Origin of the sequence: Lactobacillus laiwuensis, assembly GCF_019972835.1 — a bacterium.
GTDB classification, from domain to species: domain Bacteria; phylum Bacillota; class Bacilli; order Lactobacillales; family Lactobacillaceae; genus Lactobacillus; species Lactobacillus laiwuensis.
On the sequence record NZ_BPPB01000008.1, the window covers coordinates 64,051 to 77,537 of the forward strand.

The following is a 13,487-nucleotide window of genomic DNA, read 5'->3' on the forward strand; positions in this document are numbered from 1 at the left end:
TATCTTGCTCCTTTAGTTTAGAAACCTATGCATCCTTGATGCTTTGCAATACATATTTCAGTTTAAATTTACTTAAATGACACTTCTTCACTAATTTTCTAGCATCTTTTTTACTAATTCTGTGATTAAACATTGGAGTATAGGAAATACTCTCACGTTCACCAAGGTCGTCCCTATAATCAATTAAAACTTTATATTTTTTATTTTTATAGCTAGCTTTTTTAAGCTCAAACGTTGAACCCATGAACGAACTCTTACTTCCGTCCTTGTTATGCTCTTGGTTTGTTAATTTATATTTGTTTTTACCTAATTTTTTCCATTTAGCAACATTTTTTTCAACCTCAAATAACCCTTGACCCCATCTAATGACAGATGAAACAGATTTTGTATAGTTGTTCCGTGGCTTTTTTTCACCAGCATAATACCATTTACCACGCATAAATTTAGGCGTGTCCATATTCGATTCATACTTAATTTTTGCTGCATGGACTGTTTGTACTTGACTTGTACTAATACTGCCAGCACTTGCAATTAAACTTAAACTTGCAACTAATGCCACTATGGCTTTTTTTAATTTCATAGTTTTCTCCTTTTATTCTTTTATATGAAAATCCTATTCCAAAAAATCTGATACCTTGACACCATTCATGATAGTATCTGGTGTTAAGTCTATTTCTTCAAAGCCGCCCCAGCCAGAATACTCAAACACAATTTTATCGTCTGACCAGAAATTTTTTTGTCCAGTAACCTTCTTTACATCCTTATATATTTTAGTACCGCTAGCTCCGCGAATAACGATTACCTTATTGTCACCACTTTCCAAAGTAAGATCCACTTGGCTCGCATATAGTTCTACATCAAAATTCGTCATCATTTTTCTCCTCTAGTACTCTAAAACTTACTAGTGAACAAACTAGGTAATAATATTCTCTTTTTCACAAATTATATTTCTGTATATTTTGCCTTAATACGATAAACATATTGTTCATTTAATATTACTTAGTAATTCACCCCCCTTAACTAGTAGTCACTGATTTGTCTTGCTTTATGCAATGCATATTTATTATGGATTACTCCTTACAATTATTCCAGGCAGGAGGTGAACAAATTGGCATTTCAAATTAGATCAAATCGAAAAGAAACTGAAAATAAGACGATTCGTTTTCCATTGAGTCTTATTAAACAGATAGAAGAAGCAATTGAAGGAAAAGACGTTACTTTTTCTAGTTTCGTTATTCAAGCATGTGAATACGCTCTTAGTAATCTAGAAGATACATCCAAGAAAAAATAACTGAATTTCCTATAGTTCTATTTTACATTTTACATTATATTTTGCAATATTAATTATATTGCAAAATATAATTTTTATTTGTTAATTATTAATTAGTTACTGCCACATAAATACTATTCATATTAGCTGATCGTATATTAAAACAGTGTCTTATGGCTTTCTCATTGCTAGCCAAGACACTGTTTTAATTTTTATTTTAGTTTTTATCCACTTTAGATACTATATTTATAATTTTGTTGAGAGCTAGTAAAAAATATTGATTAATGCTCAAAATTTATCAAGTAATAGACCGACTAAAATGCTAAATAACACTAATAATATGATATGTTTTTTGATCTAACTAAAACAATTTTAGCACAGTAAAAGCAGACATAATGGTTACTGTGTCAATCACAATTTTGAACTCAAAGAAATGGCACGCAGGAATTTTTGCGTGCCATTTCTTTTACCAAATTAAGTATGAATTTTAACCCCACATACTTTATTTGCTTATTCATATCAGCTTCAGTGAAACCTATAAGTTTTCATATGCATTGCAATAAATTCATTCTTTTTCTCCTTAAGCAGTATATTGATACTCAATAAGCCCAAATGCCGGCAATTTTACCAGAAAATTCTTCATGTGTTATCATTTTTATCTTTTCGTTAATTGAATTTGTTAGTCTTGTTTTCTTTCACTTTCTGATTAATTTCTTCAAGCTGTCTATTTTGCTCAGCCAGTTTTTGATTCTGCTCCATTAACTGTTGCTCTAACATTAGCGACCGATTTCTGGCTTCTTCAGCTTGTCGCTCTGAATTCTCTATCTTTGCCTGAGCTACCTGTCTTTTATATTCGGTTTCTCGTTCTGCAGCCTGTCTTTTATATTCGGCTTCTTGTTCTGCAGCTTCAGCAGACCTTCTTGCTTGTTCTTCAAGCATTTGATGGTGTTTCAAGTTTTCTAACAATTCATACGCTTCCTTGAAATTATCAGCTCTCTTTGTCTCAACGAAATTAACCAATTGAGTAACATCATTAGCTCCTTGATATTCACTTGGAATTATACTAGCAAAATTAAATTCAAACTCGTGTATCTTATAAAAAATATCAAGCTTTTCTTGACACTCATTTTTTATCATATTAATTTCTTGATTTTTTTCTTCATTTAAATTTTTAATCTTATCGTCTTTATCTTCCTGAAATTTATTAAACTTTTTTTGGTACACAAAGTAATAAATTATGTATATAGCAAGTGCAATCCAAAAAATTTTATTAATAACGCCCATAAAGTTACGAATTGGAGGAATAATCTTTAAAGCTTGAATTACTAGCCATGATAGGGGCCAGCGCCACCAACCTATTTGAATAAGTTTTTTTGAAAAAGTACGTGCTTGTTCTGCAGAAATTTGTGAATCAAAATCTGCATTTACTTTGTTTGATGTTCTTTGATACTGCTCAGCAATTGATTCATATTTTTCTTCAACTTTTCGATACTCATTCATTTTTGTCAACTGAATGGCAGTATTCTCATCAAGAGAATACTTTTTGGCATTAGCTTGACTTTTATCCGCGATACTCTGATTATCATTCACCTTCAACGCATCATAAAGCTCTTTGCCTCGCTGCTTAATAATATCTGTAATTGCTAAAACATACTCTTCAAAAGTTGCTTTATCTGATAAATTTTGGAGTGAAATAGTATCTTCTGCAATTCTTTTTGTAAAACTCCATAAGTAGTTCTTATCTAGAAAATCAGTAATACTATCAAATCTTTTAAAATAATCTTTCTGAGATAGTATAGCTTCCTTCAATTTATCAGTTTTTTTGAAATCATTATTATTATAAAAATCAATCAGTACATTTAAAAAATCATCAAAGAAATCATTGTACGGCTCCTGAGTTCTCTTAGGATTAATTCCACCTTGAACTGGCAAGATAAAGAAATTTCCTAGTTGATAATTATTACAGAGTTGATAATATGGTTTACCCTTTTTATCAGTTTCTTCAAACTCAAAAATCTGGTCATCATTATGCGGTGTACATTTTTTTATAATACCAATAATTTCTAACTGTGTCCTTCGATCTAAAAAGCGATAATACTTACCATAATACTTTTTTACTGCTATTCGATAGGTATTTATCGTATCACCCGCATGCCTTTTTTCATCAAACCAAGGAAAAAGCTTATGATAAATGCTATTTGTTAATTCTGTTCGATCCGCTTCTTCTCCTTGAGTTAAAAAATCGAATCTTACTGCCTGTTCCTCATTTAGAGATAAAAAATCTTCTAAAGTTATTTTATTAATTCCAGAATAGTCTTTAAGTTTCATTACACACCTCTAATAAATCACTTGTCTCTTTGAAATATAAAGTTATCACCCATATTGCTACAGAAAATTGTTATCCGCTCTTTTCTAGTATCAACAGCCTTTGTAAATCGACCATGTACTTGACTCACAATAGGAATATTCCGCGGATAAAATTCCAAACTCCACGTAATCGCACCTTCAGAAGATGCAGTAAGCGGAGGATATTTTGTTCTATTGGCCTTTGAAGGAACAGTAAACTTTAGTTTTCGCTTAAACTTTTTGACATCATTAGCGTCTGACAATCTTTTACCTCGAACAAGTTCGTATTTACCCAAAAACATCTTATTTTTAGTAACTCTTAGGTTCTGAATATATACTTTATTCATATTTCTCCAAGTAATTCCTTTGCCGTCATACCGATTATTTGCAAACGCAACTTCTTTCCATTCACCAGCAATGCTAGAATAATTGCCTTTTCTAATTTGAGCTAAATTCATCTTATGGCTTATCTTGTTACTAACTGCCTCAACTTTATGAGGAGCATTGCTATTACTATTTTTTTGAATTGTATTTTTTGACTTTACTTTTTTGTTAACTTGAACAGTTTTTACAGAACTTTCATTAGAGTTAGATTTATGATTTACACTACATGCCCCAAGCAAACTGCTACATATTAGTAACCCAATTATCATCTTTATTTTTTTATTCAAAATATCTTCAACCCTTTTCGTTTTACACCTCGCAAGACAGTTTAAGAATATAACTGTCTTGCAGCTTATATGAACAACGCCTTTTGTCATTACATACGCTTTGACATTCAAATTGTCAGTCATGATGAGACAAAATCTTAAAGAAATGGGAAGTAAGTCCGTCGGATTTTATCTTTAGTCTTTTGAATTAATTATTTCAACATGTGAATACGCATTTAAACAAATGAAATAGTAATCAAAAATATATCCACTTCTTTAGCAATATATTTTACTATTTGCATTACAAAATGCAATGCAAAATAAAAATGTGAATAGTATTGTAGCTTAATTTAAATGTGTTGTTTTTGCTAAGGAAAAACAATACTCTGTTTGAGGCATATCTATTTGCACACAAAAAAGTGGTTACAAATAACATTATATCAGCCATAGTGTCTACCCAAAAGTTTTTGCGCAGAACACAGCTAAAAATGTGTTTCGTTTTGTGTGCATAATTATCTTTAATAAACAAAAAATAACCTTAACTTACCAACAGAAAACGCTGATATATCAAGGTTATTTTACCAATTTTATTCTTCTGAATGCTGATTGCCAGAATCGAACTGGCGACCTTTTCTTTACGAGGGAAACGCTCTACCAACTGAGCTAAATCAGCAACTTTCACAACGTTTAAATTATACCAAAACAAAAAAAGTCGTGCAATCGAATGCGCGACTTTTATTTTATTTCCAATCTAGGCAAAGCTCTTGCTTGTGCAGCAATTTTGGCAACTCATCACGGTCAATTCTCTTATCGTTTAACTTGTCACCAGTTATTTGCTTGGTAAAAGAATCAATACGTCTATTAGCATCCCGCAAGTCATAGTAAGTGGTAACGACTTGGTCATAGTCTTTCAAGTCTGCCACTTTAAAATCACGCGGATACTCATTTTCAAAAGTAGTAAATGCTAGTGGCAAGCGCGGCTTCAATTGCGGCTCTTGGTCAGGAATACCCACTTGCATCCCTAAAGCTGGAAACGTCAGTTTAGGCAAGTCAAGCACTTCCAACATTTTTAACGGGTGATCATTAATTGTGCCAAGTGGCACATAACCTAAATTCATACTTTCAACAGCATTAGCCACATTTTGCCAAGCAAGTAATGTGTCATCCATCCCCTGAAAGAAAATATCCGTGGTATGAACACGTCCGTCATCTTTACCTAACTGGCGGCGAATTTGTTGGTTGCGGTATAAATCAACTATAAAGATAAACAAATCTCCTTCAGCACCAACATACTTTTGTCCGCACAATTCTCTGATTTTTGCCCTTTTACTTTCATCAGTAATATGAAGCATTGTAGCATTTTGCATAAACATGCTGGTCGCTGTATGTTGAAAAACGGTGTACAAAGTATTTAATTGTTCTTCACTTAGTGTTTGATCTTTAAATTTTCTGATAGAGCGATGATTAATTTGTTGGTTAATTGTGGAATTATGAATCATTTTGATACTTCTTTCTTGCTATCTTACTAAAAGTAACTTTATTGCAAAATGATTTTACTGTCAATAATTGTCTTTTAAATTAACAGACTGTGCTAAAATTTAGACAGAAGATCATTACCATATAATAATCGGAGGAATTTATGCGCATTTTAGTTATCGGCGGTGCTGGGTATATTGGCTCGGTAGCTGTAAAGAAATTAATTGAACAAAATAATGATGTTGTTGTCCTTGACGCTTTGTACACTGGACACAGAAAGGCAGTCAACTCTAAAGCCAAGTTTTACCAAGGAGATATTGAAAACAAGTTTTTAGTCAGTCAAATATTGCGTCAAGAAAAAATTGAGGCAGTTATGCACTTTGCTGCATATTCTTTAGTGCCTGAATCTGTACAAAACCCACTGAAATACTATGATAATAACGTTTCAGGTATGATCGCACTCCTGGAGGCCATGAAAGATGCCGATGTAAAATACCTCGTCTTTTCTTCTAGCGCTGCCACATACGGCATCCCTAAGAAATTGCCAATTACTGAAGATTCACCACTTAATCCGATCAGTCCTTATGGCGAAACCAAAGTAATGATGGAAAAAATTATGCACTGGGCAGATAAAGCTGATGGTATCAAATCAATTGCACTGCGCTATTTCAACGTTGCTGGTGCTGCAAGTGATGGGTCAATTGGAGAAGATCACTCTCCGGAAACGCATTTAATTCCTAATATTTTAAAAAGTGCTGTCAGTGGCGATGGTAAATTTACTATTTTTGGGAATGATTACAATACTAAAGATGGTACTAATGTTAGAGATTACGTTCAAGTCGAAGATCTCATCGACGCGCACTTGCTAGCTTTAGAGCACTTAGTTAAAACCAACAAATCCGATGTTTTCAACCTTGGAACTGCTCATGGTTACTCCAACTTAGAAATCTTACAAGCGGCTCGTAAAGTTACCAATATTGAAATTCCATATACTATGGGACCACGACGTGCAGGAGATCCTGACAGTTTAGTTGCAGATTCAACCAAAGCCAGAACTATTTTAGGCTGGCAGCCACAACATGAGAGCGCTGAAGATGTAATGGCAAGTGCATGGAAATGGCACCAAACTCATCCTCAAGGATATGCAGACAAATAACAATAGTCTGGGAAAAAAGTGCTCTTTGAAGTTAAATTAAAAAATTTCACAATTTAAAAAGACTGACAAATCAACGTTTTATTGACGTGATTTGTCAGCCTTTTTAGTTAAGTTAGAGTTTTTTCCCAGGCACTTTTTTGTTTAGTTTTTAGGGTTAAATGTGATGTATAATTCCATATCACAGAACTTACCGTGATACTTAACTTCATCTTTAAGCCTGGCCACATGTTCAAAGTGCAGTCTTTCAGCAATGGCTCTACTAGCTTTATTATTATGATCTGCCAGTAATTTAATACTGTGTAATCCAAACTGGTTGAATGATACGTCTACTAACTTTTTAACGGCCTGAGTCATGATTCCGTTACCCTGATATTTTTGCCCCAGCCAATAGCCAATTTCGCCGCTTTCATTTTTTAACTTAATATTGTGCAGGTCAACCATTCCCGCTGGTTTGCCATTGACAAGAACAACTAGTACCAGTTTCTTATAATTAGCGGTGTCAACTCGCATTGCCTTAATAAAATCAACTTCATCTTCGACACTCGCTATCTTACCTGCCCAAGGTAAAAAATGTGCCAGCTGATCACGGTCATGGACAATAATTTCGTATAAAGCTTCCGCATGACTGACTTCCGGTAATACCAAACTAATCTCCAAGTTATTAACAGTAAATTGGCCAATGGTAAACATTAAATCTTCCTCCTTAATTTATTTTTAATAAAATATATGATACTACAATTTGTCTTCAAATAAAGCCCTTTTTAACATAACAAAATTTACAATTTGTTCAAATTTTGGTTTAGTTAAAAACATACGCTTTTGTATAATGCTATAATTTAATAATGTAACTAATTTTTAAGTATTTGGAGTGATTTAATGAGCGAAGAAGAGGAAAATAACGGTTCTGGCTACGAACGAACCTTGACAAACGCGCATATTCAATTGATTGCCCTGGGTGGGACAATTGGTACTGGTTTATTTCTAGGTGTAGGCAACAGCATTAGACGAGCCGGTCCCAGCGTCATTTTAATTTATGCCATTGTCGGTATTTTCTTGTTTCTACTAATGCGAGCTTTAGGTGAGCTCATAATTTCAGATCTATCCAAGCATACCTATATTGATTTCATTAAAAAATACTTGGGTAAAAACACCGGATTCATCTCAGGCTATCTCTACTGGATTAGTTGGGTTACCTTGGGTATGGCGGAAATGACAGCCTTGGGAATATATTTTCAATACTGGTTTCCCCATTTGCCTACGTGGGTACCTGGCTTAGTCACCATCGCAATTCTCTTATTTATCAATTTGCTTTCTGCCCGGCTTTTTGGCAATCTGGAGTTTAGTTTTGCCATAATTAAAATTGTGACCGTTATTGCCTTCGTGATTTTAGTAGCCTATTTGTTAGTAACTGGTGGCAAGACCTCTTTTGGACCCGTTACTCTTGCTAACCTATCCACACATGGTGGCTTTTTTGCTAAAGGCGGCACCGGCTTTTTCTCTGGTTTTCAAATGGTTATCTTTAGCTTTGTTGGCGTTGAATTAGTCGGATTAACTGCTGCCGAAGCGCAAAACCCCAAAGTAACGATTAGAAAGGCTATTAATGAGGTCCCAATGCGTATCATTTTATTCTATGTGCTGGCCATTATTGCTATTTTAGTAGTGATTCCCTGGAATAAAGTGGCTACTAATTCTAGTCCGTTTGTGCAGACCCTAGCGGCAACTGGCATCCGCAATGCTGGTTCAATCATTAATTTCGTGGTCATTTCTGCCGCAGTTTCTTCAACTAACAGTATTTTGTATAGTGCTGGCCGGTTGCTATTTTCTGTTACTTTTAACGGTAAGGGCAAATTTAACCAGACGTTTGGTCATCTGAGAAGACAATTGCCACAGAATGCTTTGACCTTATCAGCTTGCTTAATGGCCTTAGCACCTTTTGTCATCATCGTTATCGGCAATGAGGCATTTAATTTTATTTCTTCTACTTCCACCAGTATGTTTTTAATTATCTGGTGTCTGATGCTTTTAACTCATATTGCCTACCGCAAAAAAACGCCAGCACAAGAATTAACAGATTTTAAAATGCCAGGTTTTCCTTTTTGGGACTACATAACACTGATCTTTTTTATTTTAATGATCATATTGTTGTTAATCTTACCTGAAAACAGAGTATCAATGATTTCTGCACTGTTAATCTTTATAGTTTTGTCAATCGTATCGAAAATTTGGCACGAAGAAAAGAAGTCATAATTATATTTGCATTTGCAGGTTTTTTATATTAAAATTTAAAAAATTAAGAAATATCACCACCGGGCGACAGCACTTACCAAACTCTTTAGGTCTTAGTAGAGTTTGGTAGGTGCTTTTATTTTTGGAGGTAACTCATGCAGAAATTAATCGTTGATAATACTTTTTGGTCTATTTTTCCCCAAGCAAAAATTTACACACTAGTAGTTAATGACTTGAATAATCACATCCCTGATAATGCAGACAAATATCAAATTATGCTCAATCAAGCTGAAACAGAAGCCAAGCAGTATTTAACTGCAAAAGAGTTTAAAGATAATTCTGTAATTAACGAATGGCGCGAGGTTCTGAGCAAATTTAAAAAGAAAAAAGGTGCACGGTCTTCGATTGAGGCTCTTTTGAAACGAGTTTCTCAAGGTAAAACTTTTAATCCTATTAACCCTTTAGTTGATATTTATAACAGCGTCTCTTTAGAATATGCCGTTCCTTGCGGTGGCGAAGATCTTGATCAAATTGCCGGCCAAATGCACCTGGGTGTAGCAGCAGGAAATGAAGATTTTTATCCACTAGGTGCTGAAAAAAGCGATCCGCCAAGAGTAGGTGAAGTCATTTATTATGACGAAAATGGCGCAGTATGTCGCTCTCTTAACTGGCGCGATGGCAAGAGAACCATGTTGACAGAAGATACTACCAATGCAATATTAATCATGGAGGCGGTAACAGCTGATCAAAAAGACAGAGCTGATCAAGCAATACAAGCTTTAAAAAAGAAAATCGTTACAGAATTGGGTGTTGAAGGAACAATAACTCTCAAAACCAAAAACTAAACAAAAATTCCTAGACAATTGATTTTGTCTAGGAACTTTTTTATTTATGCATTATTCTTCTTTTGATTTTTTGCCATAATCCCAGCGCCTGCCGCATGCGATTAGCAGGCACGTAATTACGAATAGCGCGCAAAGTTTTTTTATTATTTCGTGTTGTGAAAATAAATTTTCCATTTGCACGGGTGCGAATTTCAAAACGTGGTATATAACGACCGTGGAAATAAACATCCGCCACCACATAGGTAACTTCTTGCCACGGAATTTGGACGTAATCAGAGATATTGCGGTCATTATAAAATTCAAACGCCTTATCTCCGACCATTACTTTACCGTATGTCGACAATGCGCGAAACCAAGTCGCATTTGCCGTTAAATCAACTTTAGTGTTTCTTGATTCAACCATTTTAGCCTAAAGCACATGCAGAACGTGCAGAACAACACCAACAATGAAGATTGCAATAATAATCACAATTGGTGAAACTTTCTTCTTTAACAGCCACATACACAGGAAAGTCAAGAGTAGCCCGGCTAAACCGGGAATTAAACTATCCAAGTTGTTTTGCAAAGTAGTAACTTTAAACTTGGTTAAAGACAAGCCATTGGCTTGGTCTATTAAGGCTTGTTGAATGCCTTTAGCACCAGCAGGAAGTGAACCCCAATCAATGTAGCCACCCTTTTGCACAGGTGTCTTTGAGACAATCGGAGTGAACTTAATGTTGACCCAGCGTTCAATCAGAGAACCTAAAACAAACATACCCATCATGGAAGCTCCACGGGTTACCTTTTGCAATAAACCACCAGACATGTCATTAGTAATCGCAGAACCAGCCTTGTAGCCAAATTCCTGTGTGTACCACATGAAGGCCAATCTAATTACGTTCCAAATAACGAAGAACAAAATTGGTCCTAAAATGTTGCCTTGAATGGCCATTGAGGCACCCAGAGCGCCAACAATTGGCCGTACAGTATACCAGAATACAGGGTCACCGACGCCTGCTAAAGGTCCCATCATTCCGACCTTAACACCTTGAATAGCTTCATCTTCAACTTTAGCTCCGTTAGCCTTATCCTCTTCCAAAGCTAAAGTAACACCGAGAATTGGCGATACTAAGTAAGGGTGAACGTTAAAGAAGACCAGGTGTCTCTGCAAAGCTGCAGCCATATCGTCTTTTTTAGGATAAAGTTTTCTCAAAGCAGGAATAAGTGAATATGCGTACCCACCATTCTGCATTCTTTCGTAGTTCCATGAAGCTTGCAAAAATTGTGAGTGCCACATAACTTTGAAGCGGTCGGCTTTAGTTAATTTTATTTTTTTATCAGCCATTGTAAAATCCTCCTCTTAAATATCACTTTAATAGTCATCTATGATATCGCCGAGTGGATCGCCGGTACCTTCATTATCAGAACTTGAACTGCCGTTATTGCCACCTTTTGACTCTAAAGCTAAGTACATAAGAGCCATCGCTAAACCAATGGCACCTAAGGCAATCAAAGTTAAGTCTTTAATAGCCGCCAAGGCAAAACCGATGGCAAAGAACGGCCAAACTTCGCGGCTGGCCATCATGTTAATTACCATTGCGTAACCAACGGCAACAACCATGGCACCACCGATTGACATACCATCACTGAGCCATGCTGGCATCAAACCTAGCCAATATTTAACAGTCGAAGCTGGAATAGCTAACAGCAATGCAGCAGGAATGGCAATTCTTAATCCTTGCAGACAAACATCGATCCATTGCCACATATTAATTTTACGCCAATTACCTTTTTTGGCATCAGCGTCCATAATGTGGACAATACCAGTAGAAATTGTCCGCACGATCATAGTCAAAAAGAGTCCAGCAACGGCCAGAGGCATGGCAATACCCGTAGCCATACCAATGCCCTTTGTTCCTTGACCACTTTGCACCAAAATAATAGCCGAAGCTACTGAAGCCAAGGCGGCATCAGGTGCAACAGCTGCACCAATATTAGCCCAACCCAAGGCAATCATTTGTAAATATCCACCTAAGATAACGCCCAAAACCAGATTTCCGGTTACTAGGCCAATTAATGTACAAGCGACCAGTGGTTGGTGAAATTCCCATTGGTCTAAGATGCCTTCCATACCTGCAAGAAAGGCAACTATGACAACTAAAATCATTTGAATAGCGTTCATTTTTTACTCCTATTCTCTTACTTGTTTTGTTCGTCAAGCAAACTTTGAGCCTTATTTAAAATAGCTTCCATATTGCCTTCTTTATCAGTTGGAACTTTCCGCACGTCATACTTGACTCCCATTTTTTCAAGTTCGTGGAAAGTATCAACATCCTCTTGATTCATAGACAATACATTGTTAGCATTGACATCGCCAACTTTATAGGACATTGAGCCAACATTGACAGTCTTAATGTCTACACCTGCTTTGATTACCTTTAAAACATCTTCTGGGTTTTCAAAAAGTAGTAAGGCGTGTGTGTTACCAAAACGGGGATCTTTAGCTATCTCAACTAACTTGTTCAAAGGTACAGTGTGCGCTTTAACACCTGCAGGTGCAGCTTCACGAATCATGCTTTTACGCATTTCGTCTTTAGCTACACTATCTGAAACTACGATAACCCGGTCTGGGTGCATAGTTGGTATCCAACCAGTAGCCACTTGGCCGTGTAGTAATCGAGAATCGATCCGAGCTAAAACAAATTTAATGTGACCATCACCAACAACTGTACCTTCAGGGATAGCCTTCTTTTTAGCTGAAGATGCTGTTTGTGGCTGCGGTTTTGTACCTGCAGTTACCTTTGGCATTAATTCTGCCGGCTTGGTTTTAATACCATCTTTTGCTGGCTCAACAACAGCTGTTGCAATTTGATGAGCGGTAATGTCAGGGTTTGTCATCCTCTGAGTTAGTGCTTCAACAACCATTGGTAAATTCATACCAGTGACGACTGCCCAATTAGGGTGCTTTTCAAGCAGAGTATTAGCTTGATTAAACGGCGTACCTCCCCACAAATCAACTATTAACAGTACTTCATCTTGATTTTCAAATGAAGCAATTGCTGTTTCCATTTTGCTCCTTATATCATCTGGCCCTTCATCGGGCTTCAAAATGACATGAGCAAAATTGTCTTGTTCGCCAAACAGCATTTGCGCAGACTGCGCAATTCCATCGGCAAATCCACCATGGCTGGCTAAAACAATTCCTACCATGAGATTTCCTCCTTTAGATAAATGTATCCGCTAATATTGTACCGTGAAACAAGCTCTGTGTCACATTTTCTAACCATTGCCTAACATTTTTCTAATATATTTAAACTAGCCTTTTATGCTTAATGAATGGGCAAAAAAAAGAGGGCCCGCAGGCCCTCTTCTCTTTGCTCGCTCCGGCTGTCAGACTCGAACTGACGACATCTTGATTAACAGTCAAGCGCTCTACCAACTGAGCTAAGCCGGAATGCTAAAAAGCACGGCAGCGTCCTACCCTCGCAGGCAGTCTCCCACCAACTACTCTCGGCGTGAAGAAGCTTAACTGCTGTGTT

Annotated in this window: 14 protein-coding genes and 2 tRNA genes; 4 read left to right on the forward strand and 12 right to left on the reverse strand. The window is 36.2% G+C overall.

Features of this window, described 5'->3' with window-relative positions:
• Positions 1-25: 25 nt before the first annotated feature.
• Together LDM92_RS07640 and LDM92_RS07645 are read right to left on the reverse strand one after the other, a co-directional pair.
• Positions 26-580 (reverse strand): hypothetical protein, encoded by a 555-nt coding sequence (locus LDM92_RS07640; RefSeq protein WP_223902718.1) that lies wholly within the window; start codon positions 578-580, stop codon positions 26-28.
• Between the two features lie 33 nt (positions 581-613).
• A complete protein-coding gene (locus LDM92_RS07645) occupies positions 614-871 on the reverse strand; it encodes a hypothetical protein (protein WP_223902719.1) in 258 nt (85 codons plus the stop codon).
• Positions 872-1,108: 237 nt separating this feature from the next.
• Here LDM92_RS07645 and LDM92_RS07650 point away from each other — a divergent pair, with 237 nt between their 5' ends.
• Complete coding sequence (locus tag LDM92_RS07650) at positions 1,109-1,291, forward strand: YlcI/YnfO family protein (protein ID WP_045927578.1); 183 nt, start codon at positions 1,109-1,111, stop codon at positions 1,289-1,291.
• A 645-nt stretch (positions 1,292-1,936) separates the two neighbouring features.
• On the opposite strand, the gene LDM92_RS07655 is transcribed toward LDM92_RS07650, so the two are convergent.
• From LDM92_RS07655 to LDM92_RS07670, 4 genes are all read right to left on the reverse strand, one after another.
• Positions 1,937-3,598, reverse strand: a complete 1,662-nt coding sequence (locus tag LDM92_RS07655) for a hypothetical protein (RefSeq protein WP_223902720.1) — start codon at positions 3,596-3,598, stop codon at positions 1,937-1,939.
• Positions 3,599-3,615: 17 nt separating this feature from the next.
• The gene (locus LDM92_RS07660) at positions 3,616-4,377 is read right to left on the reverse strand and encodes a DUF6287 domain-containing protein (RefSeq protein WP_223902721.1); all 762 of its coding nucleotides are present in this window, start codon (positions 4,375-4,377) and stop codon (positions 3,616-3,618) included.
• A 489-nt stretch (positions 4,378-4,866) separates the two neighbouring features.
• Positions 4,867-4,939: transfer RNA gene (locus LDM92_RS07665), tRNA-Thr, on the reverse strand.
• A gap of 67 nt (positions 4,940-5,006) precedes the next feature.
• Positions 5,007-5,765 (reverse strand): NADPH-dependent oxidoreductase, encoded by a 759-nt coding sequence (locus tag LDM92_RS07670; protein ID WP_223902722.1) that lies wholly within the window; start codon positions 5,763-5,765, stop codon positions 5,007-5,009.
• Positions 5,766-5,905: 140 nt separating this feature from the next.
• Between LDM92_RS07670 and galE the strand changes: the two genes are divergently transcribed.
• On the forward strand, positions 5,906-6,898 hold the full coding sequence (gene galE / locus LDM92_RS07675; protein ID WP_223902723.1) for a UDP-glucose 4-epimerase GalE: 993 nt from the start codon (positions 5,906-5,908) through the stop codon (positions 6,896-6,898).
• A 141-nt stretch (positions 6,899-7,039) separates the two neighbouring features.
• Here galE and LDM92_RS07680 read toward each other — a convergent pair whose 3' ends face one another.
• A complete protein-coding gene (locus LDM92_RS07680) occupies positions 7,040-7,588 on the reverse strand; it encodes a GNAT family N-acetyltransferase (protein WP_223902724.1) in 549 nt (182 codons plus the stop codon).
• Between the two features lie 186 nt (positions 7,589-7,774).
• Here LDM92_RS07680 and LDM92_RS07685 point away from each other — a divergent pair, with 186 nt between their 5' ends.
• Together LDM92_RS07685 and LDM92_RS07690 are read left to right on the forward strand one after the other, a co-directional pair.
• Complete coding sequence (locus tag LDM92_RS07685) at positions 7,775-9,145, forward strand: amino acid permease (RefSeq protein ID WP_223902725.1); 1,371 nt, start codon at positions 7,775-7,777, stop codon at positions 9,143-9,145.
• 134 nt (positions 9,146-9,279) lie between these two features.
• Entirely contained in the window at positions 9,280-9,969 is a 690-nt protein-coding gene (locus LDM92_RS07690; RefSeq protein ID WP_223902726.1) for a B3/B4 domain-containing protein, read from the forward strand.
• A 40-nt stretch (positions 9,970-10,009) separates the two neighbouring features.
• Here the strand turns inward: LDM92_RS07690 and LDM92_RS07695 are convergent, their stop codons facing one another.
• From LDM92_RS07695 to LDM92_RS07715, 5 genes are all read right to left on the reverse strand, one after another.
• Positions 10,010-10,372 (reverse strand): DUF956 family protein, encoded by a 363-nt coding sequence (locus LDM92_RS07695; RefSeq protein WP_223902727.1) that lies wholly within the window; start codon positions 10,370-10,372, stop codon positions 10,010-10,012.
• 6 nt (positions 10,373-10,378) lie between these two features.
• A complete protein-coding gene (locus LDM92_RS07700; RefSeq protein WP_187155042.1) occupies positions 10,379-11,293 on the reverse strand; it encodes a PTS system mannose/fructose/sorbose family transporter subunit IID in 915 nt (304 codons plus the stop codon).
• A 27-nt stretch (positions 11,294-11,320) separates the two neighbouring features.
• On the reverse strand, positions 11,321-12,130 hold the full coding sequence (locus LDM92_RS07705; RefSeq protein WP_034980532.1) for a PTS mannose/fructose/sorbose transporter subunit IIC: 810 nt from the start codon (positions 12,128-12,130) through the stop codon (positions 11,321-11,323).
• Positions 12,131-12,147: 17 nt separating this feature from the next.
• On the reverse strand, positions 12,148-13,158 hold the full coding sequence (locus tag LDM92_RS07710) for a mannose/fructose/sorbose PTS transporter subunit IIA (protein WP_223902728.1): 1,011 nt from the start codon (positions 13,156-13,158) through the stop codon (positions 12,148-12,150).
• Between the two features lie 171 nt (positions 13,159-13,329).
• A tRNA-Asn gene (locus LDM92_RS07715) sits at positions 13,330-13,402 on the reverse strand.
• Between the last annotated feature and the right edge of the window lie 85 nt (positions 13,403-13,487).

Bases quoted from the DNA above. Each gene is read 5' to 3' on its own strand.
- LDM92_RS07640 (WP_223902718.1), bottom strand. From the start codon at position 580: ATGAAATTAAAAAAAGCCATAGTGGCATTAGTTGCAAGTTTAAGTTTA.
- LDM92_RS07645 (WP_223902719.1), bottom strand. From the start codon at position 871: ATGACGAATTTTGATGTAGAACTATATGCGAGCCAAGTGGATCTTACT.
- LDM92_RS07655 (WP_223902720.1), bottom strand. From the start codon at position 3,598: ATGAAACTTAAAGACTATTCTGGAATTAATAAAATAACTTTAGAAGAT.
- LDM92_RS07660 (WP_223902721.1), bottom strand. From the start codon at position 4,377: ATGACAAAAGGCGTTGTTCATATAAGCTGCAAGACAGTTATATTCTTA.
- LDM92_RS07670 (WP_223902722.1), bottom strand. From the start codon at position 5,765: ATGATTCATAATTCCACAATTAACCAACAAATTAATCATCGCTCTATC.
- galE (WP_223902723.1), top strand. From the start codon at position 5,906: ATGCGCATTTTAGTTATCGGCGGTGCTGGGTATATTGGCTCGGTAGCT.
- LDM92_RS07680 (WP_223902724.1), bottom strand. From the start codon at position 7,588: ATGTTTACCATTGGCCAATTTACTGTTAATAACTTGGAGATTAGTTTG.
- LDM92_RS07685 (WP_223902725.1), top strand. From the start codon at position 7,775: ATGAGCGAAGAAGAGGAAAATAACGGTTCTGGCTACGAACGAACCTTG.
- LDM92_RS07690 (WP_223902726.1), top strand. From the start codon at position 9,280: ATGCAGAAATTAATCGTTGATAATACTTTTTGGTCTATTTTTCCCCAA.
- LDM92_RS07695 (WP_223902727.1), bottom strand. From the start codon at position 10,372: ATGGTTGAATCAAGAAACACTAAAGTTGATTTAACGGCAAATGCGACT.
- LDM92_RS07700 (WP_187155042.1), bottom strand. From the start codon at position 11,293: ATGGCTGATAAAAAAATAAAATTAACTAAAGCCGACCGCTTCAAAGTT.
- LDM92_RS07705 (WP_034980532.1), bottom strand. From the start codon at position 12,130: ATGAACGCTATTCAAATGATTTTAGTTGTCATAGTTGCCTTTCTTGCA.
- LDM92_RS07710 (WP_223902728.1), bottom strand. From the start codon at position 13,158: ATGGTAGGAATTGTTTTAGCCAGCCATGGTGGATTTGCCGATGGAATT.